The sequence below is a fragment of the Haloferax volcanii DS2 genome, assembly GCF_000025685.1.
Classification (GTDB): Archaea; Halobacteriota; Halobacteria; order Halobacteriales; family Haloferacaceae; genus Haloferax; species Haloferax volcanii.
In genome coordinates this window covers 423,388-447,947 of the sequence record NC_013966.1, presented here as the reverse complement: position 1 = coordinate 447,947, position 24,560 = coordinate 423,388, and the positions used below count along the sequence as shown (strand labels likewise).

General features: G+C 54.3%; 20 protein-coding genes and 3 pseudogenes. 12 read left to right on the top strand and 11 right to left on the bottom strand.

All coding sequences use genetic code 11. The features are described 5' to 3' along the window. Positions 1–30 precede the first annotated feature (30 nt). Positions 31–1,011, bottom strand: coding sequence for a hypothetical protein (locus tag HVO_RS03795; protein WP_004040800.1), 981 nt, complete (start codon positions 1,009–1,011; stop codon positions 31–33). Between the two features lie 48 nt (positions 1,012–1,059). Here HVO_RS03795 and HVO_RS20045 point away from each other — a divergent pair. Then, positions 1,060–1,371: pseudogene (locus tag HVO_RS20045) on the top strand (zinc ribbon domain-containing protein); the annotation flags it as partial. A gap of 46 nt (positions 1,372–1,417) precedes the next feature. On the opposite strand, the gene HVO_RS03790 reads toward HVO_RS20045, so the two are convergent. Together HVO_RS03790 and HVO_RS03785 are read right to left on the bottom strand one after the other, a co-directional pair. Beyond that, positions 1,418–1,987 (bottom strand): hypothetical protein, encoded by a 570-nt coding sequence (locus HVO_RS03790; protein ID WP_004040798.1) that lies wholly within the window; start codon positions 1,985–1,987, stop codon positions 1,418–1,420. Further along, the gene (locus HVO_RS03785) at positions 1,984–2,352 is read right to left on the bottom strand and encodes a hypothetical protein (RefSeq protein WP_004040797.1); all 369 of its coding nucleotides are present in this window, start codon (positions 2,350–2,352) and stop codon (positions 1,984–1,986) included. The genes HVO_RS03790 and HVO_RS03785 overlap by 4 nt, the downstream gene beginning before the upstream one ends. A gap of 288 nt (positions 2,353–2,640) precedes the next feature. Here HVO_RS03785 and HVO_RS03780 point away from each other — a divergent pair, with 288 nt between their 5' ends. After that, positions 2,641–3,564: a helix-turn-helix domain-containing protein gene (locus HVO_RS03780; RefSeq protein ID WP_013035146.1), complete on the top strand. Its 924-nt coding sequence runs from the start codon at positions 2,641–2,643 to the stop codon at positions 3,562–3,564. Further along, positions 3,561–4,373 (top strand): DUF6036 family nucleotidyltransferase, encoded by an 813-nt coding sequence (locus tag HVO_RS03775; protein WP_013035055.1) that lies wholly within the window; start codon positions 3,561–3,563, stop codon positions 4,371–4,373. Before HVO_RS03780 ends, HVO_RS03775 begins: the two co-directional genes overlap by 4 nt. Before the next feature lie 128 nt (positions 4,374–4,501). Here HVO_RS03775 and HVO_RS20040 read toward each other — a convergent pair. The 4 genes and pseudogenes from HVO_RS20040 to HVO_RS03765 all read right to left on the bottom strand — a co-directional run. Then, positions 4,502–5,005 (bottom strand): annotated as a pseudogene (locus HVO_RS20040) (class I SAM-dependent methyltransferase); the annotation flags it as partial. Between the two features lie 185 nt (positions 5,006–5,190). Beyond that, entirely contained in the window at positions 5,191–6,357 is a 1,167-nt protein-coding gene (locus HVO_RS03770) for an ISH3-like element ISH51 family transposase (RefSeq protein WP_013035157.1), read from the bottom strand. Positions 6,358–6,519: 162 nt separating this feature from the next. Continuing rightward, positions 6,520–7,668: a PH domain-containing protein gene (locus HVO_RS20035; protein WP_144064030.1), complete on the bottom strand. Its 1,149-nt coding sequence runs from the start codon at positions 7,666–7,668 to the stop codon at positions 6,520–6,522. 82 nt (positions 7,669–7,750) lie between these two features. Further along, positions 7,751–9,100 (bottom strand): IS4 family transposase, encoded by a 1,350-nt coding sequence (locus HVO_RS03765; RefSeq protein WP_013035212.1) that lies wholly within the window; start codon positions 9,098–9,100, stop codon positions 7,751–7,753. A gap of 798 nt (positions 9,101–9,898) precedes the next feature. Here HVO_RS03765 and HVO_RS20025 point away from each other — a divergent pair. The 8 genes from HVO_RS20025 to HVO_RS20010 all read left to right on the top strand — a co-directional run bounded on the left by HVO_RS20025 (position 9,899) and on the right by HVO_RS20010 (position 19,481). Beyond that, a complete protein-coding gene (locus HVO_RS20025; protein WP_004041395.1) occupies positions 9,899–10,939 on the top strand; it encodes a DUF1611 domain-containing protein in 1,041 nt (346 codons plus the stop codon). After that, a complete protein-coding gene (locus HVO_RS20020; protein ID WP_004041394.1) occupies positions 10,936–11,991 on the top strand; it encodes a dipeptide epimerase in 1,056 nt (351 codons plus the stop codon). The genes HVO_RS20025 and HVO_RS20020 overlap by 4 nt, the downstream gene beginning before the upstream one ends. Before the next feature lie 109 nt (positions 11,992–12,100). Then, positions 12,101–13,714, top strand: coding sequence for an N-acyl-D-amino-acid deacylase family protein (locus HVO_RS03755; RefSeq protein ID WP_013035123.1), 1,614 nt, complete (start codon positions 12,101–12,103; stop codon positions 13,712–13,714). A 134-nt stretch (positions 13,715–13,848) separates the two neighbouring features. Further along, entirely contained in the window at positions 13,849–15,537 is a 1,689-nt protein-coding gene (locus HVO_RS03750; protein ID WP_161606675.1) for an ABC transporter substrate-binding protein, read from the top strand. Positions 15,538–15,564: 27 nt separating this feature from the next. Beyond that, the gene (locus tag HVO_RS03745) at positions 15,565–16,491 is read left to right on the top strand and encodes an ABC transporter permease (protein ID WP_004041391.1); all 927 of its coding nucleotides are present in this window, start codon (positions 15,565–15,567) and stop codon (positions 16,489–16,491) included. Between the two features lies 1 nt (position 16,492). Continuing rightward, complete coding sequence (locus HVO_RS03740) at positions 16,493–17,422, top strand: ABC transporter permease (RefSeq protein ID WP_004041390.1); 930 nt, start codon at positions 16,493–16,495, stop codon at positions 17,420–17,422. 3 nt (positions 17,423–17,425) lie between these two features. Next, positions 17,426–18,439, top strand: coding sequence for an ABC transporter ATP-binding protein (locus HVO_RS20015; protein WP_013035217.1), 1,014 nt, complete (start codon positions 17,426–17,428; stop codon positions 18,437–18,439). Position 18,440: 1 nt separating this feature from the next. After that, positions 18,441–19,481: an ABC transporter ATP-binding protein gene (locus HVO_RS20010; RefSeq protein ID WP_013035189.1), complete on the top strand. Its 1,041-nt coding sequence runs from the start codon at positions 18,441–18,443 to the stop codon at positions 19,479–19,481. A 1-nt stretch (position 19,482) separates the two neighbouring features. Here the strand turns inward: HVO_RS20010 and HVO_RS20005 are convergent, their stop codons facing one another. The 3 genes and pseudogenes from HVO_RS20005 to HVO_RS20000 all read right to left on the bottom strand — a co-directional run. After that, on the bottom strand, positions 19,483–20,226 hold the full coding sequence (locus HVO_RS20005; protein WP_004041387.1) for a helix-turn-helix domain-containing protein: 744 nt from the start codon (positions 20,224–20,226) through the stop codon (positions 19,483–19,485). 308 nt (positions 20,227–20,534) lie between these two features. Continuing rightward, the gene (locus HVO_RS03730; protein ID WP_013035106.1) at positions 20,535–21,701 is read right to left on the bottom strand and encodes an ISH3 family transposase; all 1,167 of its coding nucleotides are present in this window, start codon (positions 21,699–21,701) and stop codon (positions 20,535–20,537) included. Between the two features lie 169 nt (positions 21,702–21,870). Then, positions 21,871–22,284: pseudogene (locus HVO_RS20000) on the bottom strand (hypothetical protein); the annotation flags it as partial. A gap of 46 nt (positions 22,285–22,330) precedes the next feature. Here HVO_RS20000 and HVO_RS03720 point away from each other — a divergent pair. Beyond that, positions 22,331–23,497 carry an ISH3-like element ISH51 family transposase gene (locus HVO_RS03720; RefSeq protein ID WP_013035197.1) on the top strand — a complete coding sequence of 389 codons (1,167 nt, stop codon included), beginning with the start codon at positions 22,331–22,333 and terminating at the stop codon, positions 23,495–23,497. 254 nt (positions 23,498–23,751) lie between these two features. Here HVO_RS03720 and HVO_RS19995 read toward each other — a convergent pair whose 3' ends face one another. After that, on the bottom strand, positions 23,752–24,441 hold the full coding sequence (locus HVO_RS19995) for a nucleotidyltransferase domain-containing protein (RefSeq protein ID WP_004043328.1): 690 nt from the start codon (positions 24,439–24,441) through the stop codon (positions 23,752–23,754). Between the last annotated feature and the right edge of the window lie 119 nt (positions 24,442–24,560).

The following is a 24,560-nucleotide window of genomic DNA, read 5'->3' as shown; positions in this document are numbered from 1 at the left end:
CTCGCCCGACGATCCGTGCTTGTACGCACATCATGAGCGCGAACCAATCTCTGTGCCGGGTTTGAACTCAGTCAACTCCTCGATACGCTGTTCGAGTTCCTCAACCTCTTGGCGCAGCTCCTCGGCGTCGGGGTTCTCACTCAGAGCGAGCTGGTCTTTCAACCCCTGTAGCCGTGTTTCCTTGCGTTCTTCGTCGACGTCAGCCTTCCGCACGTACTCGCTCTCCTCGATTTCGTAGACGTCTGCTTCGGAGAGGTCAGTCACCTCGAGCGCGTCGTCGACCTTCTTGCGATCGACGGCCAGAATCCGTTCACGAGGAATCCCAGCGTCCTCAAGCAGGGCTATGACTTCCTCATCGGCTTTCAACGTACGATTGCGTCGGCTCGTCCGCTGCACTGACCCGTACTGGCCGTGAACCGGTTGGTCGTGGTGGAGCCGATCCAGCAGTACCTCCCGAACTGCCTGACGAAGGTCACCAGCGTTTCGCTGGACATCCGAGAGCAGCGTGTAGAGGTTGATGAGTGCGGGCGTCTCACTCTCGGAGAGTGCCGTCGGATCGTGGCGCTCAAGCGCATCGATCAAGAGCAGCATATCGGCGTAGATGTCGAGATCGGGTTCGGCACGCTCCTGGGCGTCGGTGGATGAGGTGGGATTGTGTTCTGTTAGCTGTGAACGCGTCGAGCCGTCAGTTTCAGTGATCGTCCCATCCCGTTCGTCGCATTCGTAGCGCGGATGCAGGCTCAACACCGCTGCGTAGGGTTCTGCGTCGGGTGGCAACCGCTGAAGGTCGAAGACACCACCGGAGGAATCGATTCGGTCGACGAGCGTTTCGAACTGCTCGCGCTGCAGCGGCTGTGTCTGTCCCGAGGTGACGAACTCGATGATGATACGGTGCTCTTGGCTCTCGGTAATCTCGAACCGCTTGTTCGCGAGCGGAGTGATAAGCGTTGCGTCCGCTGAAAGCGCGTCGCACTCCTCAAGCAACGAGAGCCAGTCCGCGCTGAATGACATAGCCGAGTATAGCCGTCCGTTCGACATAATAACATGGCTGGTGGCGAATGCGGATGTTCATATCAATCCGTAACGGACAGGCCGATTTGGGTTCGGGAACACTCGTGTCCGGCGTGTGGCCACGAGGAAGGCCGAGACCTGAACGCGGCGAAGAACATTCTTTCTCGCGGTCGCAAGCGGTTAGGGGCGGGACGCTCCGAATCAACGTCCTCAGAATCGCCGTGCGATTCTGATGTGCGGACGAGATCTCTACTCTCGTCAGCGCCTGTGCAGACTGCGCTCCCTACAATCACTCCTTCACGGGTGGATGCAAAGCACGTTTGCCGAGGTTCCCTCGACAGGCTGTCAGACTTCGCCTGACAACGTCGTGGAAGCAGGAAGCCCGAGGCTTGACCTCGGGGTAGGTTCACTCCAAGAGGGCCAGCAATTGAGCGGCGTAGGGGCTGTTCTCCCAACTCCGATGCGGACTAATCGTCTCGATGAGCGTTCGTGCCTCTTCGTGGGTCATGTGGTCGTTGCGGGCGTAGTCACAGAGCAACCGTGGTGTCGGGACGATACGCGGACCCTGCAGGACCGCATGGATGAGCGCGAAATTCGTCCCGCCGAACTCGTCGGTCAGAAAGCCATCGACGTCGAGGGCGTTCGCGAGCACGATGCCGTCGGTTTCACCGTCGTCGAGGCCGAACGTCGGTCGCGACTCGGGCGTGTCGCCTCGCTCATAGGGGTCGTCGACCGTGTAGTGGGTGCGAGCGGCGAGGACGTTGGCCGCTGCAGCGCCGTGGATGTCCTGGTACTGAGCCATGTCACGGAGCTCTGCAACGACTTCTGGTGGGACGGCGACGTCACACGAGGTGAGGAGATACTGGAGGGGATCCGGAGCCGTGTCGGTGTCGTAGGCTGCGTCGGCTCGTGGGACGGCGAGACTGACCAGCGCACTCGTGTCGGCGACGACTGTCCGCAGCCGCGGCCTGCTCATCGCTCGTCGCCGTCCGCGGTATCGACCGTCGTCGCGTCGCCGCCGTAGATGTTGACGTCAGTGGGCGCAGCGAGATCGAGTGGCTCGGCCTCGAGATCCGCTTTGAGGAGGCGGAGCCGTTGGGCAGTCTCGGCGCCGACCAGCTGCTTGACCGTCTCGAATTCGAGTTGACCGTCGTAGTATTTCGTCGCCACCAGTTCCTGGAACGTCTCGCTGTCGGCGGTCTCTTCGATGTACTCGCGGATCGCTTCGACGAGGACATCGGTCCGGTCTTTGTCGAAGAGGTCCGCGATCGCGTCGAGACGCTCGACGAGGTACTCCGGGGACTGGAAGTGGACCCGTCGGGGCTTGTCACTCGCGCTCATTCTATGTGCAAGTTCTGCACACAGTCGGATAACGGTTCCGGTGTATGCACATAGCTTGCACATCGATGGGAAAACAGCGTTTGAACGGACTGGTCAACGGTTACTGCGGCATGGCGTCACGAACAAAATGCTCGCCGAGATCTCGCAGGCACGAGGAGCGCAGCGGTGGTCGCGGGATGCCGAGCGGCCGAGGGCTTTCATCTGTTGTGCCCACGTCCTCGACAGAGCCAGGTCTGTGTTGCAAAATACCGAAGTGATTTATATATTGGTTCGCAAGTATGCAACAGTATGCTCACAGAAGGCGAGGTTCGCGCCCTTACAGCCCTCCACGGTGAGCAGACGGTCTCTGCACTCGCAACAAGTCTTGATCGGAGTCTCAGCTACACCTCAGAACTCGTCGAACGCCTCGAAACGGCTGGCCTCGTCGAGACACGTCGACAGGGGAAAACAAAGCGGATTCGACTGTCGGACGCAAAGGCCCTCGAGTTACTCACGGACCTCACGCAACAGTATTCACACATCGACTGGCCGGAGCTGTTGTCAGGGGCAGCCCTCCGTGTGTGCTACTACCTCGACACCCCACGGACCGCGACCGAACTCGCACGCCGCGCCGACGTCCACCGAAGTACCGTCCACCGTGCGCTTGCCCCGCTTCAACATCGCGGAATCGTCTACCAAACTGATGACGGCGCGTACGCACTGAATGACGGCTTCGAACAGCTGAGCGTATTCGCTCGTGAGCTTGCCCATCACGTCCACCGTCAGACTGTCGAAGAACAGACCGACACCTACACGATTCTGTGGGAGTCTCTGGGCGAGTTCCTTGTGCAGACGACGATAGAAATCGCTGACGAACACTTCATCCCGACAGGCCCAGACCAGTTCCAGCGGTACGGCCTCCCGTTGTTGGCACGTGACCGCCGGTACTACCTCTATTCGGAGGCGACGAGCGAGCTCTCGCCGGAGATCTTGTGCTGTCACATGCTCGTGGTCGATTCGGGCGCACGAACGCAGTCATACTGTCTGCTTCTGCTCAGTCACGTCGACATCGACCGCGACGAACTCCGAGCCCAAGCCACCAAGTACGGCGTCGACGACGTCGTCGACAACCTCTACACGTATCTCGACACCAGCGGTGCCCAGCGGACGTCCCGACTTCCCGAGTGGGAGGACTTCCAGGAACTGGCTGAAGAGTACGAGGTGACGCTATGAGGGCGAGGTTTGATAGTTCATACATCCGGTCGGAGCTCGAGCGCATCGGCCAGCAGCTGGATAACCCACTCACCGTCTTCTTGATTGGCGGTGGGTCGATGGCGTTTCGCGGACTCAAAGAGACGACCAAAGATATCGACCTCATCGTCTCCTCCGGCGACGATCTGAGTCAGCTACAAGCGGTGCTCCTTGAGTTAGGATACGATATCGTCCGGGAACCGGACGAAGAGTACGAAGAACTCGGTGCCCAGCGCATCTTCGAGAACGATGACGGGTGTCGTATCGACGTTTTCAACCAGCAGGTGATCGGCAAGCTGATTCTGTCTTCAGGCATCCGTGAGCGGAGCGAACGGTATCTCGACCCGGGGAATCTCGTGGTCGAGCTCGTGAGTCCAGAAGATATCTTCCTGTTCAAAGCGGTCGCCGGTCGGGTGGACGACATCGAGGATATGTTCTCGTTGATGCAGACCGGCCTCGAGTTCGACGTCGTCGAAGCAGAACTCGAGACGCAGGTCGAACTCCTGGAGCAAGAACTGTTCGTGACGTATGTCAACGAAGCGTTGACTGACCTCACCGAACAACACAACGTGACGACGCCGTTGCACGGCCCCGTGGCGGAGATCACCGAACGCGTCTACGAAGAGCTCGAAGTGCTACACGCGCTTGACGAACCGAAATCGGTGGCTGACCTGCAACAGGAGCTCGACTGGCCAGCAGCGGACGTACAGGAGATTGTGCGACGTTTGGAAGAGAAAGACACCGTCGCGGTAACCGATGGGCGTGTAGAACGTCGCTCAACGACGATTTGACCACGAGGGTGTAGAAAGTGAGACTCTGTTGAAACTTCTAGACTATGACTGGAAGTGCGTGACACACACAGAGGCTGAAGTCAGCATATACGGAATAATCGGGGGATTGCTGGTTCTCAGTGATAGGACTAAGCCTTCGTGAGTACAGCCAACCAGGTATTTGATTCACCCTCCGACTCGGGATGGCCGTAACTGGCTTCGGAAACTTCCCACGACGTTCCTACCGTCGCCTCTCTAAGACGGTCTATGCTGAATAGCTGGAAGAGCAATGTTCTCCCGATTTCACCGTCGTACTCACAGTGAAAAATCCGATATGCTAACCCCGGTGTGGGATCCTCCCGGTAGGCGAAAATGTCCTTTGTAACTTCCAATTCAGGAGCATATCCATGAAGTATAACGGTCGCATCTTCGGTAGTAACAAATGCAAGGTCATCAAGAAACTGTCTAAGACCGTGCATCGACCCTGCGAGCTGTGCCTGTGTCCCAAGTGCAAACGCTGACTGAAACCGGTTACGTCCGAAATGTTCTCGAAGTGAAAACATGTCTGCAAGACGGGCATCATCAACGCCTCTGTCTTGCATAGTCTCTACGAGGTGTTCACTGACCTCAATGGCGATTGTCTCAAACTGTTCTCAGTACCTCACAAAGCATCCTCGCCTAGCTGTCTCTGAAGCCTGAATTCTGTGGCCGAGCGGTTGCATTGGCGGTCTCGACGACAGAATCATGGACGGATCGGCGGAGAGCCGTCGCTGTCGGCGGCGGCTGCCGCCGACGCGACAGCGTCGCCACTCCCACTGTTGGCTAGCCCGGTCGGGAGTTACCGGTGGAACCGGTCGTCTGGTGGTCGGTTCGCGGGGACGGCCCGACGCACCGCGAGGGCCGTCCACGCTGCTCGACGGACCATATTGATGAACTCCTTGAACGACCACTCCCAGAGGCGACGCCCCCCACGGCGGGGCGTCGCCACGTACTCCCAGTGCAAATACCGCCAGACGTTCTGTAACAGCAGGCTCACCACGACGTACAACAGCCGTACGACCGGATTTTGTGTCGAGGTCGTCGCGATACTTTGCTCGGAGAGTCGATAGCTTGCCTCGATACCGAAGCGTTTCGCGTAGTGGTATCGAGCGTCCCGTGGTGAGTCGATGAACGGCGCGTCAGCGGCGTAGCCGTGACGCGCCACGCCATGTTCGTCGTACCGTCCGTTCTGGTAGGTACAGTCGATGTAGACGGGAAACTCGACGGTCCAGCTGTGACCGTCGAGTTTCGCTGTCAGACTGTGCTGAATCACGCGACTCCACCCTTCTGAGAGTTCTCGCTTGATCGTCCGTCCCCAGCGGACGATCGGCATGACGTAGGCGTGGTTGTGCGCCTGAAGCAGCGTCAAACACTTGCTGTCGTAGAATTCGCGGTCAAGATAGACGGCCTTGACACCGAGGTCAAGGCCGTCGAGAATACCGAGGAACTCTGCGAGGACACTGCTGGCGGTGTCGCCGTCTTCGAGACGGCGCACCGCCAGCGTGTAGCGTTTGTTCTTCACGCGTGCGTACAGTGTCGCGTACGCGTGAAACGCGGTGGTTCCACGCTTCGCTTGTGAGTGATACAGGCCGTCTGTATCGTCTTCGTCGCCGTAGTAGGGCCGCAGGTGGAGGTCTGCGCAGACCTCCACCTGCTGGGGAAGGACGTCGAGAACGTCTTTCTGGAGGAGCGTGTTCCCGATTTGTTCGAGCGTCTCGAGGTCGAACTTGGTGCGGAGATGGTAGAGAACCGAGTTTTCGTGAGGTGCATCTTCGCTTCTCTTGCAGAGTGTAGAGACCGAGGTCCCGTCGGCGCAGGCGCCGACGAGGACCTCGTAGATGTCTTCAGCATCGAGTTCAGCGTTTTCAGCGAGTGAGAGAGCAACTTCCTCGTCAAGAGAGTTGACGAGGAAGTTAAGGAGCTGGTCCTCGTGGATTTCATCGTCTGTTTGCTGGTTGTTGGACACATCTTCAGCAAGCAGACCTTCTAACTAAACGGCTTTGTGAGGTACTGAGTCTGTCATTCTTACTGTCCCCCCTTTTTGCGCCTATTAACTTGATATCGGGAGAATACGAAGAGTAGGCAGGCGCATTCACCGGGACCTCATCTTTCTCCTGAGTTAGCGAAACTAGATCTCATCAAGCAGATCTGCTTTCTTCTCTTCGAATTCCTCTTCTGAGAGAACTCCGTTATCGCGGAGTTCACCAAGCTTTTCCAGTTGCTCAAGTGGGTCAGTCTCTGTTGATGCTGTTGAGGTGACCGTCGTGGTATCACCTGTGATCTGCTCGCGGATGAACCGCGTCATCTCACGAACTTCTGGCTTCCCAGGGAAATTTGCTTGGATGTGATACGTCTGGCCAGGAGTCTGGAGTGTGATCCGTTTCCCACCTAAGCCAGCATCAAGATCAACACTTGTTATGCTTTGGTAGGGTACTGACCGTTCGTCGGTACCGGTAAACTGAGGAATCTTTACGACGACGCGTTTGTTCGTTGCGGCGGCTCGTACGTAGCCGCGTGTTCCCTGCTTTCGACTTCGGTCATTGCCCCACCAAGAACTCCCCGCACCAGAACCCTCAACATCAACTGTTTGACCACGAGTGAGGTAGTGGACACGCTCATCTGGATCAAGTATGTCTCGGATTTTATCTACGCGCTCTTGATTTACATAAGCTCCTTGTGGCGTTGCATCAAGTGGATCTGTATTGCCGGCACCGGTTCGCATCGTGTCGTCCCAAATCGGGCGAAGTGAATGGACAGTATCGAGATCGGAGTTGACAGTAGGTGCATCCTTTGCTTGGGTTCGGATGTAGTCTGCAGCTGTTTCAATCTCGGATTGAGTGGCTGAATTCGGAATATACATTCTATATTCGTGATTGCTTGTGAAGACTGATAGCCGGTTTTTCGTCAGTCCATTTTTGGTCTGGACGTCAGTAATTGAGCCATATACTAGCGCATTCCCACGATTCCCAGCAGCTGTGAGGATGATTCGTTGGTCAGTTACGAAAAATGTGCTCATGAAATCTTGCTGGTGGCCAGCTCCAACTGCATCTCCGTCACGAATCTGACCTTTTGAGTTATTGGCAAAGTAGTAGTGGGGCTGTTCGTTCTCGTTCAGTATATTGAGGAATGGACTGTCAGCAAGAATACTCTGAACTGAAAAACTACCTACCCCGCCTGTGGTCTTCGTGAGAATTTTCGCGGTGACGCTCTTTCCCCGCGCACTATCTGCCAAGCGCTGTGCTTCTGGATTAACATCCCCAGAGTCGAACAGTCCCATATCTGAACTAACCAATTTAACAGAGTAAAGCTTACCCTCTTGTCCACAACGCATCATACCATCCGTCACCATGCGTTCTAGTTTAGTAGCGATCAAAGCCGAACTCACCTCGTTCAACCTGCTCACGTAACCGATCTCTGTGTGGATTTGGATTTCGTGACGCCCACAGCAACAGCTCGTCCAAATCCGGCAGTTCGTAGCCCAACTCGATCATGAGATACAACTGGATTAGATGACCGTGGCGTTCCACGGCGAGCGAACAGCGACGCCGAGGGAGCCGCGACGCCGACGAGTCGGCGTCTGCGGCGGCTTCGCCCTCTCGCTGTCTTGCCTCGAGCGACCGTAACTCATCCACGATTACACGACTCATCATCAACGAAATTGCGGCCATGATGATCAGCGCCTCGATGATGTAGCCGTCGGTCGTCTTGATCTCGTCCAAGCCGAACCGCGACTTCAGCTCCTTGAACAGCAGTTCGACCTCCCAGCGCGCCCGATAGAGCTGCGCGATATCGGGCGCGCTGTAGTCCTCTCTCGCCAGATTCGTCAGATACAGATGGTACTCGTCGGTCTCCTCGTTGCGCAGGCCGACCAGTCGGAACGTCCGGGTCGCGCTGGCGCCCGACCCTCGTTTGCGCTCGAATGAAAGCGTGATGCGGACGTCGATTTCCTGTCGCTGCAGGTCCTCAAGGACGGCCTGCAGCGACTCTCCTTCCAGCGGAATGCTGTTGCCTCGCCACGTTCGCAGTTCTTCGACGATCTCGAAGTTCGCGTTGTCCTTCACCCGGGAGACGAACCACCCGCCGTTCTGGTCGATTCGGTCGAACAACCAGAAGTCGTAGAAGCCTAAATCAAGCAAGATGAGGGCGTCAGCTACCCACTCACCGGTGGGTAGCTGACTCCGTTCGTGAGTTGTTCCGTCGGTTGTGCGGAATCGCGTTGGAAGGCCCGTCGAGAGTGACTCTGTGAGGTGGAGCTTCAGTTCAGCTTGATCCTTGCCAGTTGCTGCGTAGACATCAGCGGCGTCCTGGTACAGCGAAACGATGGTCGCGTCGGCAATGAGGACGTCTCGAAATCGTTCGAGACGTCCGTTCAAGTCGGTTCGTCCGGTATCGAGATTCTCGATGGCGTCATCGAGAATCTCTCGGAGGAATGCAACGAACCCCGGTTCGAACCAGTCGTGAAACGCCGCGTAGGAGAGCTCATCGCAGTCAGCCATCTCGACGTAGCGGTCGAGAAACGCCTGCAAAGAGCGGTCTGAGCTAGCAGCGAAGCCAAACGTGAGTGTGTAGAACAGTGCAACGATGTCGAACTTCCGCTCTCGTTGGACGAGATTCGTTGCGCGAGCGCGCTCGCGCAACTCATCGGAGGGAAACGCTCTTTGAATCCGATCAACAACTACCGAGTCCGGTGGTGAGTACACATCATCCACCGGGTTCCTCAACCGGGTAGTTGCGACGATATCTAATCAACAAACAGCGACCGCATTCTCTGCTAAACTAGAACGCATGCATATCAAACATGGGTAGCGGATGCCCCTGGATTCTGATTGTACAGCTTGGTAGATTGCCCACTGGACGAATCAGGCGTCAAGGATCTGTAGTTCAATTGTGTCAAATAGCCCCTGGTCTGATCGGTCCTCAGTGTGAATTCGTGCTTCGAACGTGTGTTCACCGGAATCGGGTGGACGAATGTCTCCCCCATCGTGAATATAGCCAGACCACCGACGTTCGAATGTATATGATTGTGAGCCACGAACTTTAACTCGGCGGGGTGGGCTATTATAGTGGTCAGAGGTCGTCGCTTCAGGGTGTCCATCAAGGTACCATCCCCAGAGTGTTGAGCACGTGAGTGAAAGGGGAATATCGATTGTAGACCTATTTGTAATCGTGACGGTGAAATCAAGTGGTTCACCGGGCTCTAGGGTTGCACCTTCGGGTTTGAGTGAGATATCGATGGGGACGTAGCCTACTAGCCCCAAAAGGGAACCATATGTATTCGAAACGACCGCACGCCGTGTATTGACAGGGCCTGTGTCAACGACTAATTGTTTGTCAGCGTTGCGCAGATATGGTTTTAACAAGTCATCGATCTCAGACTGTGCCGACTCGTCATCCGGTCTCATCGCTCGAATCGTAACTTCGGAGTGGTATATACTTACCCGACTGTACAGGTCTACCCTTTCATACAAGGGGGATGACTTTTCTCATAAAAATTACCCAGATACAGTATGCATCTGGCTGAGCATTATGATGATCCTGTTGAAGCAATTGTTTTTGCTGAAGGCGCTCTCGGAAAGACCGGCGGAAAAACTGCTAATGGCGTTATCGCACACAGTACGTTATTCGATGTGAGTGCTGTCGTTGATTCAACTACGGCTGGACAAGCTGTGGAGGACGTCCTCGGTTCAGAATTATCTGATGATGTCCCTATCGTTGCGACCGTCGAAGCGGCCTTGGACGAAGCGAATAACGCAGGGGCATTGGTTCTGGGTGTTGCCCCTGTTGGGGGTGGCCTCCCAATTGATTGGGTTCCTCAGATACACACAGCAATAGAGGCTGGCTGTGACGTCATCTCCGGATTACACGACTTCCTCAGTGACGACCCAGAGTGGCGTGAACGAGCAGCGAGCGCTGGCGTGTCGCTGATAGACGTTCGAAAACCTCCTGAAAAGAAACTTCGAGTCGCAGATGGTCGAGTTGACGACTGTGACGCAGATATCGTATTGACTATGGGGACTGATTGCGCTGTCGGCAAACGAACTACAACGTTCGAAGTCTATCGTGCTGCTTGCGAGGGAGGACTCGATGCAGGATGGGTCGCAACAGGACAGACAGGTATGATGATTGGTGCTGATGCAGGTGTCGTTATCGATAGGGTGCCTGCAGACTTCGTTGCTGGGATTGTTGAAGATCTTGTTAGCAAGGTGGCTGAGACACATGATATTGTATTTGTGGAAGGACAAGCAGCCCTTTCGCACAGAGCATACTCTGGAGTGACTCTTGGCCTACTACACGGATCAAATCCCGATGTTGTAATTGTTGCAGACGATCCAGATAGAGTCAAGCGCGATGATTTCGATCGCTTCGAAATCGGTGGTTTACAGGAAGAGATTGAGATAATCGAGCACTTATCGGAAGCAGAAGTTGCTGCAATTTCAACATGGGGTGACGCTGCTAAAGTGGAAGATACGGTGGGAATCCCAACCGGAAATGTGCTTAAAGATGGTGGTCCAGAGGCTATTCTGCATGGCGTTCAGGGGGCGCTATGAGTAAAATTAGTAGTGTGAGGGTTGAATCCCTCGACTTACCACTGAAAGAACCATTCGAGATCGCACTGGGAACGCAGTACAATGCTCCGAATGTTATTGTCTTTGTAGAGACCGAAACAGATGTTGTCGGCCTTGGCGAAGGTTCACCAGATCACTACGTTACTGGTGAGACGCAAGGTGCGACACTTGATACAATCAGTAAGGCGTCCGAACTGCTCGTTGGTCGTGACGTTGCCAACTATAGGGCGATTATCGAGGATCTACACGCTACGTTCCCAAGTGCAGTTTCGTCTCTCTTTGCTCTTGAAACAGCGATTATCGATGCCTACTGCCGAGAAATCGATATCCCAATGGCTGAATTGTTCGGTGGGAGTCCAGATGTCGTTGAGACGGACATGACTATCCCTATCCATACGCCAGATGTCGCTGCCAAAAGAGCCGAGTCAGCAGTCCAAAACGGCTTTGAGACACTCAAGATTAAGGTTGGTGAAGATCTCGAGACAGACATTCAACGCGTTCGGTCTGTGAGTGAAGCAGCACCAAACGCGACGATTACCGTTGATGCGAACCAAGGATGGTCCGTTTCAGAGGCAATCATGTTTGACCAAGCAATGCATGATGCAGGGATCTCTCTTTCACTCCTTGAGCAACCGGTTGTGAAATCTGATATAGCTGGACTGGCAAGCGTCCGAAACAGGACAAGAGCACCTGTCGGTGCCGACGAGGCAGTTTTCACTCCAGAAGACGCTGTGCGTGTAATTCGTAACGATGCAGCAGACGTCATCAATATAAAACTCGGGAAGTCTGGACTCCTCGGAGCAGCAGATATTGCAGCGATTACCCGGGCAGCAGGGCGTGATCTGATGGTGGGCTGTATGTTGGAGAGCTCAATTGGCATTCACACCAGTGCACATCTTGTATCAGGTATCGGTGGGTTCTCCCATGTCGATCTTGACGCGACGCGACTGCTTGACGACGACGTCATTGATAGGGAATCCGGCCCGACGATTACACCGAGTGGTCCAGGTCACGGAATCACTCCCAACTGGTAGCTTCTTTCACTTAGACCTCTGTGGGCTAGGAGGTCAATTTGATACAGCCTCCTATTGGCACGGGGTTTCTCACCGCTGGTTAATACCTATCAAGCAAGGGGTGTGTTATATGAACCCGTTTGCCGAAGACTCCAGAACTGTGAGTGATATTGTTTTCACTGATGCACGGATAATCGACGGGACCGGAGCCCCGTCGTTTCGAGGGCGCGTCAGTGTCAAAAACGGCAAGATTGAGGAAGTTTCACGAAATGAAGCACCAGACGCGGACGAGGTGGTTGACGTTGGTGGGGCTGTCCTCGCTCCAGGGTTTATCGAAGCACATTCCCACTCTGATTTCGAGGTATTCGAAGACCCATTCCTCACGCCAAAGTTACATCAAGGAATAACGACCGAGATACTTGGTCAAGATGGCCTCGGCCCGGCACCGGTTTCACCGGGACACGTAGATGAATGGTCTGCTCGAATGCAGACTCTAAGCGGGTCTGCAGAATCAGCAGGAGTGTTTGAATCGATGAGCACATACCTTGATGCAGTCGACGACGCTCGGCCAGCACTGAATCTCGGAATACTTGCAGGACACGGAACAATTCGGTTTGAGGTTATGGGGATGGCTGGGCGAACTGCAACTACTGAAGAGTTAGACCAAATGAAAGAGCTTCTGCAGGAATCGCTTGATGATGGCTGTCTCGGTCTTTCTACGGGACTCATTTATCACCCTCAAATCCATTCGGATACTGAGGAACTACTAGCACTCTGTGATGTCCTCTCACCGACGAACCGCCCATTCGTCGCGCACATCAGAAGCGAAGGGCATTGGTTGTTCGAGGCAATGTACGAATTCATCTCTGTGGGCTATGAGACGGACGTTCCTCTCCACCTATCTCACTTTAAACTCTCTGGACGAAAGCAACACGGCAAAGCCAACCTTGCACTTTCGTTCCTCGAAATTGCCCGTGAGATGGGAGTTGATATCACAGCCGACCAGTATCCGTATGTCGCAGGTAGTACGTCACTGTCGGCTGTGCTTCCACCGTGGGCCCATGGGGACGGTGCGGAGGAAACGCTTAGACTCTTACGCGAACCAGCTTCTAGAGAGCGGATGGCTGCGGATATTCGAGACTTCCGTATTCCCTTCTGGGAGAACGACGCCGGAACAGTCGGCTGGGAGAATATCTTGATTTGTGACGTCGGATCTGGTCGCTCCGATATTGAAGGCATGACAATCTCAGAAATTGCTGAGAAGCGGGATGCAACCCCACTTGACGCCTGTCTTGACTTGCTTGTCGAAGAAGAACTAAACGTACGGATTATTATCTTCCTCGGCCGCGAAGACGATGTCGAGACAATCTTCCAGTCACCGCTGGTTTGTGTTGGTTCTGACGGGCTCGTAAGCGAGAATCCCCATCCGAGACTTTACGGGACGTATCCAAAGATCATTGACGAGTTTGTCCGCGAAAAGAACCTCGTCAGCTTAGAAGAGGCAGTCCGTAAGATGACCTCCCTTCCCGCACGGATCTATGGGCTCCAGTCGAAAGGTATCATCCGCGAAGGGCTTGACGCAGATCTTGTCTCATTCCGGCCCGAATGGACATCAACTGAGTCTAGTTACAACAATGCAAAGCAATTGCCGACAGGTATTGACCACGTTATCGTCAACGGCGAATTTATATTGAAAGATGGGCAAGAAACCGGGAATAAACCTGGTAAGACACTTAGAGCGTAGATTCGGGCACTTCTGAGAGGTGTGTCCGACTCACGATTTCTTTTGACACAAACCACACCCTAGTAAGCAAGGTGCCCCCTATTAGTCAATCCAGTTTGATTGAGAAACAGAGTCAGACAATGTCAAACAAATCTATGCCAGATACTGACAGACGAAAATTATTAAAGACGATTGCCGCAGGCGCAACTGTTGGACCTGCTACGCTTCTCTCGGGGTGTACTGGAGGTGACGCGAAGACTGACGTTGGAGGGTCAACCACCGAACAGTCCGAGCAAGATACTGAAACCGGTTCCAGTGGCGGTTCAGATGCGACGGATTCACTTAGCCTCCGTATCCTTCTGGACCACCCGTTCGACCAGTTCGACCACAACACCGGATGGATGGGACCACCGGCACGGGATATCTACCAGAACCTCGTTGACCGTGACTACGATATGAAACTTCAGCCAGGAATGCTGAAGAGTTGGTCTTTTGAAAACGACAATTCAGACCTTGTGATGACGCTTCGAGAAGGGATTACGTTCCATGATGGGTCTTCGTTCGATGCATCACACGTGAAGTGGTTCATGATGGACTACCTAATGAATGGAAGTGGGACGTCCTACATGGTTGATGGAGTTGTTGATGACGTCGTCATCGAAGACACGTATACGGCTCGTGTGAAACTCGCGAACCCTGCACCAAACCTGCTGTGGAATCTGAGTTCTGGATACGCAGCAGTGCCGAGCAAAGGTGCTTACGAAAAACACGGCGACGATTACGGTCGATCAATCGCAGTCGGGTCCGGGCCGTACAAGTGGAAGACCCGGGACGGTGACCGCCACCTCGTTCTCGAACGCTTTGAGGAATATGACTGGTCACCAGACTGGATCGGTCATGAAGGGGCAGGAAACGCGAAGGAGATCACCTACGACGTCATCACGGGGACCGCATCCCGGACGGCGGCAATTGAGACTGGCGAAGCAGACGCGATTCTCACTGGGCTCCCACCGACGAAAGTCCAATCGTACGAGAACAACGATGAAATTACAGTCTACCGCGCTGATGGGCGCCAAATCCGATGGCTTGGGTTCAATCTCAACCCCGAGAAGGCAGGTGTCATTGCGGAGGATCTCAACCTCCGAAAAGCAATTAGCTACGCCATCGATCGAAAATCCATCGTTGATGGACTCTTTCAGGGACTCGGGCAGCCGGGTGTCAATCTCCTTCCACCAACAGTTCCCTCACAAGACATCAGTGACGAGTATAACCACTCGTTCGACCTAGACAAATCAAAGAGTCTCATGGAGGATGCAGGGTGGACAGTCAACCCCGGTGGTGTGAGCACGAAAGATGGCGAGGAGGCGTCGTTCGAATTGTTGACGACCAACGCTAGTACCGCGCGCAACCTAGCAACGATATACCAAGAGCAGGCTTCAAAAATTGGTGTCGAACTGAAACCAAAAGTTGTCGACGAAGCCACAGTTCAATCCCGTATCAAGGATGGTGATTTCGAGACTATCGTTGAGGGATACACGTGGCAAAATGCGGACATCCTCGACTGGTTCTTTGCATTCGACATGACACCATATCCAGCATGGTTCGGTGTACAAGAGGGGCGTGAAGAAGACATGCGTGCCAACGAACTCATAGAAGCCGGGATGAGTGCTGGGTCGTGGGAAGATCGTATCCAGAAGTTCAAGAAAGCACACGAGTACCTGATGGAAAATCTGGTTCCCGCCGCACCAGTGCATTATCCTGAAGGGATATCCGCAGTGCGGTCTGAAGTGGAAGGATACGAGTTCTACACACTTGGCACGACAGCAGAGACCATCTCAAAGTAACGCAGACAGACCACTACTCACCGATTTATGAAGCTGTATCAATACGTTGCTCGCGGGCTCTTGGCGATGATCCCGAAGCTTACGCTGGTGTCTATCGTTGTTTTCCTGCTCATCCAACTACCCCCTGGTTCACCTGTCGACCTGCTCGCACCGCCGCGAGCCGGTCCCGAAGAAATTTCACAGTTGACCCAGAAATACGGACTCGACAGACCTCTGTACGTCCAGTACCTTTCGTGGTTAACAAATCTCGTCCAAGGTGACTTCGGGACGTCGATCAAAACCGGAAAGCCGGTATTAGAGATGATTATGGTTCGTCTCCCGATCACGCTCCGGTTTACTACGCTCGGACTCGTTCTGATGTACGTCATTGCGATCCCCGTAGGCGTGATTTCAGCGCTAAGACAGAATACGTGGGTCGACTACGTATCAATGGGCTTTGTCCTTCTGGGCGTGTCATTTCCGGCGTTCTGGGTTGGAATCCTCTTCCTCATCGTCTTTGGAGTTCAGTTGGAGTGGGTTGCCACAGCGGGTTACGGTACACTCGGACTATTGTTGATGCCCGCAATCGCGCTTGCTCTTCGAGGGAGTGCTGTCGAAGCTCGCGTTATGCGTTCGTCAATGGTAGAAACAATGCAGGAGACCTACGTCCAGATGGCACGGGCGAATGGCCTCTCGAACCGCAGTGTTGTCCTCAAGCATGCGCTTCGAAACGCTATCTTACCCGTCGTGACATTACTAGGACTCCGGCTCGGCTGGGTCATTGCGAGTGGGGTTGTCCTTGAGATTGTCTTCTCACGCCCTGGTGTAGGGCGGCTGATGGTCAACAGTATCTTCGGCCGAGATTACCCAGTTGTTCAGGGTATCCTTCTCATTCTCGCAGCGGCGATAATGTTTGGGAATCTGCTTGCAGACGTACTCTACAGCGTTGTTGACCCACGAATCAGGTACGACTAATATGTCCGAAAGTGAACTCAATATCGACTGGAACGAGCTCGAAGAGCACTGGGCAGACGAATTAGACTCTTTTGAGTCACGTACTGCTCAGTGGGACCGCATCAAGACCGTCTTACACCGGCTCAAACGTCATAAGCCAGCCGTATGCGGTGCGTTCGTCACTAGTCTCATCCTCGCAACAGCTATCTTTGCACCATTCGTTGCGCCGTATGAACCGTCCGAACAGGACCTCACGAACACACTGGCTCCCCCATCAAGTGAACACCTTCTAGGGACAGATGCCTTTGGACGAGACATCCTCTCACGGATTATATACGGATCGCGGATCTCGTTGCAAATCGCAATCACAGCCGTTGGCGTCGCACTTGGGATAGGTGTTGCACTTGGTGCGCTCGCAGGCTACTATGGCGGGTGGATTGATACTGCTATCCAGACTGCAGTAGACATCACGTGGTCGTTCCCAGCAATCCTAGTCGGTTTGGCGTTAGCTGCGATGCTTGAACCAAGCCTGACGAACATTATGGTTGCAGTTGGTCTTGTCTTCTGGGGACAGTATGCTCGTCTTGTTCGTGGTGAAGTCCTGTCTTTACGCGAGCAGGACTTCACCAAAGCAGCCCGTGCTATAGGCTCTTCAGACAGTCGCATCATCATTCGACACTTGCTCCCAAACGCGATTATGCCGGCATTTGTCGTTGCAACCTTGATGATGGGCCAAGCGATTGCAGCTGAGGCAGCACTCTCGTTCCTCGGCCTCGGTGCGCAGCCACCAACTCCATCGTGGGGTGTAATGCTCGCATCGGGACGTGATTATATGAGAACTGCATGGTGGATATCGACTTTCCCGGCGATCGCAATCGTTGTGTTCATCTTCGGGTTCAATCTCCTTGGAGAAGGCCTCAGAGACGCACTTGATCCAAAACTCAACAGATAACCGATGACAAAGATACTAGAAATTGATGGACTGCAGACGCACTTCCACACAGAAGCGGGAGTCGTTCGAGCACTGAATGGCGTCAACCTCTCTGTCGAACGTGGAGAGACTGTCGGGCTTGTTGGGGAAACTGGGAGCGGAAAATCAGTGACTGCGAAAAGCGTCATGCAATTGATTCCGAGTCCCCCCGGAGAGATTGTCGATGGTTCGATTCGGTTCAGAGGTGAAAATGTATTGGAAAAGTCCCCTTCTGAAATCCGAGCAATTCGGGGCAGCGACATCGCGATGGTTTTCCAAGACCCGTCGACTTCACTTAATCCAGTTTACACAATCCGAAATCAGATGATAGAGGTCATCACGACTAACCGTGGTGTGAGCAAACCGGAGGCTGAGGACATTGCCCATGAAACACTTGAGGAAGTTGAAATGCCTCGGCCAGAGGGGGTGCTAAAAAGCTACCCACACGAACTCTCAGGAGGGATGAAACAGCGGGTGATGATCGCAATGGAACTAGCTTGTGACCCCGAACTTATCATCGCAGACGAGCCCACGACTGCACTGGACGTGACTATCGAAAAGAAGGTTCTGTCCATTTTCAGTAAACTTGTTGAAGAACATAATCTCTCAGTGCTGTGGATCACACACGACTTGGGCGTTGTAGCTCAATTTTGTGACCGAGTCGGAGTCATGTATGCTGGTGAAATTGTGGAGTTTGGGACCGTCCGAGATATCTTCCACAGGCCAACGCACCCATACACGCGTGAATTGCTCAAGACTATACCTAACGTCGCGAATCCGAAGGACTCACTCGGTGTTATCGAAGGGTCGGTCCCAAATCTCGTGAACCCTCCGTCAGGTTGCCGGTTCCACCCACGCTGCCCTGACGCAGAAGAACGGTGCCGCAGTGAGAACCCACCGAAGATTCGGGGAGCCGATCAACACGAGTCATCCTGTCTCGTCCACGAGGTAACAGACACAGACCATTCGTCGAGTGAAGGCAACAGTGGAGGTGAATGAGATGAGCTCATCAACACAAGAAGCACAGCGTCAAGAGGATACACACTCAGAGCCTCTCTTGTCGATACAGAACCTCAAAAAATACTACCCGATAACGAAAGGGATGTTCCAGCGTCACGTCGGTGACGTCAAAGCAGTCGACGACGTTTCAGTCGATATCTATCCGGGTGAGACTCACGGCCTCGTTGGCGAATCAGGGTGTGGAAAGAGTACCCTGTTGGAGACCATAATTGGGCTTAAATCACCAACAGACGGTGAAGTGCTCTTCCGTGGGACACCACTGACGGAATTATCTCAGTCTGAAGTGCAAGACCTCCGGAAAGAGATTCAAATCGTCTTCCAAAACCCAGACAGTTCGTTGAACTCTCGAATGACTGTCGAGCGGATTGTCAGTGAACCCCTACAGATTCATTCGAATGCAACGAGCCGACAGATTACGGCTCGAGTGCTCGAGTTGATACATGAGGTTGGTCTCAATACGGAACACCTCACGCGGTTCCCACATGAGTTATCTGGAGGGCAAAAACAACGGGTTGCAATCGCACGTGCACTCGCAACTAATCCATCTCTGGTTGTCTTAGACGAACCCACAAGCGCACTTGACGTGAGTGTCCAGTCACAGATTCTCAACATGCTGGACCGATTGAAGGAAGAACACAATCTAACGTATATCTTCGTAACTCACGACCTCTCCGTTGTTCGCCATATTGCAGACCGAATCTCGGTCATGTATCTCGGCAACGTTGTTGAACGAGCGCCAGTTAACGACTTATTCGAGACTCCAAGACACCCCTACACCAAAGCACTCTTGTCTGCAGTTCCTGTTCCGGACCCCGATTACGACGCGACAGAAGACATTGTACTTTCAGGTGACGTTCCTGACCCGAGCGAGCCTCCAAACGGTTGTCGGTTCCATCCACGATGCCCAATTGCTACCGAAGATTGTAAAGAGGGTTTCCCCGAGTTCGAGGCTCATGGCGAAACTCTTGTCCGATGCATCCGTGTTGATGAAGGACGAGGTCACACAGAAAGTACTAACTGATCTAGGAGTGGCCGTGACGCCTCTGAAGCGCGTCGATGATACTTCGAACAATTTTCTGCTCTCCCTTGCGAAGATGCTCAAGACAGGTTGGCCCAGAAATATCTAATTCTTCTGCAATTTCGTTCGCGGTTGCGTGGCGTGGCCAGTTGTAGTAGCCCTTGTTATTCGCCACTAAAAGACTCTGAATCTGGCGAGGAGACAGATCATCGTTAATCTGATCGACGAGATCGGTAAATACCATATCTTTGCCCGAATCGAAGCCACGAATTGACTGGATCTCAGCGTCACATTCGTCTTCAATTTGCTTGAGAGTAGTTCCGATGTCTGCCGGGTTCATAAGAACTGACCAGTGTTCGACGCCATTTACCGCATGGACTGGCTCAATCGGCATGATATCCGTGTTTGCGATGGTGTTGTTGACACTGTGGTCGTCAGTATAGTGAACCATTAGACGTGCTCGCTGGCCAAGTCTATCTAAAACAGAAACATAATTAACATCGGGATGGCCCCGTATCCCATTAATAATCTCATTGAGCTTGGTGTTCGAATTATCATCAATGAATAGTATGATATCTGTTTTGATATCTTCATCTCCATGATAGAACGCCTTCTCGATAACGTGTGCTCCAGGGAATGAGCGAGTCACATCAATCATCCAGCAGCCATCGTGACTGAGACGAATACTATATCGCTTCTTTCCATCTCCAAAATTGCTTTCGTCTGTTGCTTCGGTACCCTCATTCATTGAATCAGATACAGTGTGACACATGTTAGAACTTCCGACCACGTCACACAGTTGAATCCTGTAGAATCTGTGGCATTCTACGGTAGGTCCTCAAAATGACAATTGGCTTCGTGCCAATCTGGTCTCAGTACCTCACAAAGCATCCTCGGCTAGCTGTTTCTGAAGCCTGAGTTCTGTGGCGGAGCGGTTGGACTGGCGGTTTCGACGAGAGAATCTTGGGCGAACGGACGGAGAGCTGTCGCTGTCAGCGGCGGCTGCCGCCGACGCGACAGCGTCGCCACTCCCGCTGGAGGCTGTCTGGGCGGTGATTACCGGCTAAACCGGTCGTCCGGTGGCCGGTTCGCGGGGACGGCCCGATGCGTCGCGAGGGCCGTCCACGCTGCCCGTCGGATCATGTTGATGAACTCCTTGAATGGCCACTGCCAGAGGCGACGCCCGCCTCGGCGGGGCGTCGCCACGTACTCCCAGTGCAGATACCGCCACACGTTCTGTAACAGCAAGCTCACCACGACGTACAGCAGCCGTACAACCGGATTTTGTGTCGAGGTCGTCGCGATACTTTGTTCAGAGAGTCGATAGCTTGCCTCGATACCGAAGCGTTTCGCGTAGTGGTATCGAGCGTCTCGTGGTGAGTCGATGAACGGCGCGTCAGCGGCGTAGCCGTGACGCGCCACGCCATGTTCGTCGTACCGTCCGTTCTGGTAGGTACAGTCAATGTAGACGGGGAACTCGACGGTCCAGCTGTGACCGTCGAGTCTCGCCGTCAGACTGTGCTGAATCACGCGACTCCAGCCTTCCGAGAGTTCTTGCTTGATTGATTGTCCCCAGCGGACGATCGGCATGACGTAGGCGTGGTTGTGCGCCTGAAGCAGCGTCAAACACTTGCTGTCGTAGAATTCGCGGTCAAGATAGACGGCCTTGACACCGAGGTCAAGGCCGTCGAGAATACCGAGGAACTCTGCGAGGACACTGCGGGCGGTGTCGCCGTCTTCGAGACGGCGCACCGCCAGCGTGTAGCGTTTGTTCTTCACGCGTGCGTACAGCGTCGCGTAGGCGTGGAACGCGGTGGTTCCACGCTTCGCTTGTGAGTGATACAGGCCGTCCGTGTCGTCTTCGTCACCATAGTAGGGCCGCAGGTGGAGGTCTGCGCAGACCTCCACCTGCTGGGGAAGGACGTCGAGAACGTCTTTCTGGAGGAGCATGTTGCCAACCTGTTCGAGCGTTTCTAGATCGAATTTAGTGCGGAGATGGTAGAGAACGGAGTTTTCGTGGGGTGCATCTTCGCTTCTCTCACAGAGCGTTGAGACCGAGGTCCCGTCGGCGCAGGCGCCGACGAGGACCTCGTAGATGTCTTCAGCATCGAGTTCAGCGTTTTCAGCGAGTGAGAGAGCAACTTCCTCGTCAAGAGAGTTGACGAGGAAGTTAAGGAGCTGGTCCTCGTGGATTTCATCGTCTGCTTGCTGGGTTTTAGACACACCTTCTGCAAGCAGACCTTCTAACTAAACGGCTTTGTGAAGTACTGAACGTCCCTCTGGGTTGGGTCACGGTCAACTGGCCCTGAAGTCCGGGACGCTGAACGCGAGTAGCGATTATACCGCCCACCGAGATTCGGTTAGAGCGCGAGTCCACGGACAAGCCCCGTCCTCAAACGTGAGCATTAGCGAACGTTAGGGCGGGGTAGTTGACTACGTATTCGTGTGTCTCTCGTGCGAGTTCGAACAGTTTCTCCGCACGGCTTTTTGAAGCAAGCCCATCCTGATAGTAGGTTTTGGCGCGGTGATTCCGCCAGAGGTCCTGGAGATTCTCAGCGACATGGTGCGAGATAATACCGCGTCTCGCCGCTTCTGTATACACACCTGGATGTGTACCGGGGAGGTCACGAGGTTCGAGACCTCCCTCGAGCAGTTTGAATTCAATCACACGCTCAATCGCGACGAACGACGCCTCAATCACGAGTGTGTAGAAGCCCTGTTCTAGAAGCACCGTCGCACCAGCGAGGAGACGACATGACTTCCGCAACTGAAGGATATCTGCTTCGTTCGTCTCAAGTCCAGATTCAGTACCTCACAAAGCCGTTTAGTTAGAAGGTCTGCTTGCTGAAGATGTGTCCAACAACCAGCAAACAGACGATGAAATCCACGAGGACCAGCTCCTTAACTTCCTCGTCAACTCTCTTGACGAGGAAGTTGCTCTCTCACTCGCTGAAAACGCTGAACTCGATGCTGAAGACATCTACGAGGTCCTCGTCGGCGCCTGCGCCGACGGGACCTCGGTCTCTACACTCTGCAAGAGAAGCGAAGATGCACCTCACGAAAACTCGGTTCTCTACCATCTCCGCACCAAGTTCGACCTCGAGACGCTCGAACAAATCGGGAACACGCTCCTCCAGAAAGACGTTCTCGACGTCCTTCCCCAGCAGGTGGAGGTCTGCGCAGACCTCCACCTGCGGCCCTACTACGGCGACGAAGACGATACAGACGGCCTGTATCACTCACAAGAGAAGCGTGGAACCACCGCGTTTCACGCGTACGCGACACTGTACGCACGCGTGAAGAACAAACGCTACACGCTGGCGGTGCGCCGTCTCGAAGACGGCGACACCGCCAGCAGTGTCCTCGCAGAGTTCCTCGGTATTCTCGACGGCCTTGACCTCGGTGTCAAGGCCGTCTATCTTGACCGCGAATTCTACGACAGCAAGTGTTTGACGCTGCTTCAGGCGCACAACCACGCCTACGTCATGCCGATCGTCCGCTGGGGACGGACGATCAAGCGAGAACTCTCAGAAGGGTGGAGTCGCGTGATTCAGCACAGTCTGACAGCGAAACTCGACGGTCACAGCTGGACCGTCGAGTTTCCCGTCTACATCGACTGTACCTACCAGAACGGACGGTACGACGAACATGGCGTGGCGCGTCACGGCTACGCCGCTGACGCGCCGTTCATCGACTCACCACGGGACGCTCGATACCACTACGCGAAACGCTTCGGTATCGAGGCAAGCTATCGACTCTCCGAGCAAAGTATCGCGACGACCTCGACACAAAATCCGGTCGTACGGCTGTTGTACGTCGTGGTGAGCCTGCTGTTACAGAACGTCTGGCGGTATTTGCACTGGGAGTACGTGGCGACGCCCCGCCGTGGGGGGCGTCGCCTCTGGGAGTGGTCGTTCAAGGAGTTCATCAATATGGTCCGTCGAGCAGCGTGGACGGCCCTCGCGGTGCGTCGGGCCGTCCCCGCGAACCGACCACCAGACGACCGGTTCCACCGGTAACTCCCGACCGGGCTAGCCAACAGTGGGAGTGGCGACGCTGTCGCGTCGGCGGCAGCCGCCGCCGACAGCGACGGCTCTCCGCCGATCCGTCCATGATTCTGTCGTCGAGACCGCCAATGCAACCGCTCGGCCACAGAATTCAGGCTTCAGAGACAGCTAGGCGAGGATGCTTTGTGAGGTACTGAGATTCAATCGTACTAGGACGATGGTCGAATGCGGCTTGCACTTCATCAACGAGCGTCTCGATTCGAGTACTACTCATCGGTCATCACCGCCGTCCGGACATGTTGGAACTCCGCGTCACCATAGACGGTGACACCGTCGCGAAAGATCTCGTGGAGTTTCTCGCTCGCTCGACGTGCGCTTGCTTCGGACTCGACAAACGGTTCAAACGTGTAGCGGTCGCCGTCGAACCGTTCTTCGCCCAAGTCAGCGGCCACCGTCGAGATGACGCGTCGCGCGATAGTCCGGTCACCCTCAACGAGCACAAAGACGTCAATGTCGCTTTTGCGGTCGGCTTCACCACGGGCGACACTGCCAAAGACGAGAATGCCGAGTACGTTCGTGACTGCATCTGTCTGTTCGATTGCGGCGTTGACCCGTTCAACGAACGCTCGAACCGGTGCGTGATACTCAACTTGTGGAATCCCGAGAACAGGGTCGTCTTTCTGCAGTCGAGCGGGGTTGATTGAGACGTACTTACGCTGTGTTGTCTGTCGAACCTGTACGATATCAAGAGCTTCAAGGAACTCAACTGCTCGCCAAACTGTCGACCGACTCCGGTCTGTTATCTCACTCAATTCTTTGAGTGTGAACTCGGACTGGTGTGCATCAATGAGGTGGCGTACCACGTCATCGGCCGCACGCAACCGAAACACTCTCGTGTCGCCACGTGGATCAACTGGCACACAGATATTTATCCCTTGTTCTGTATTCTCGGACACTATCTGATTTTATGCAACAGCTTATAATAAATCTGTGCGTCAACCCTCTGCAAAGGGACTTACTCCAACAGTCCGCCCCCATACCGCGGTGTTCGACACACGGAGCACCGCCAGACAGG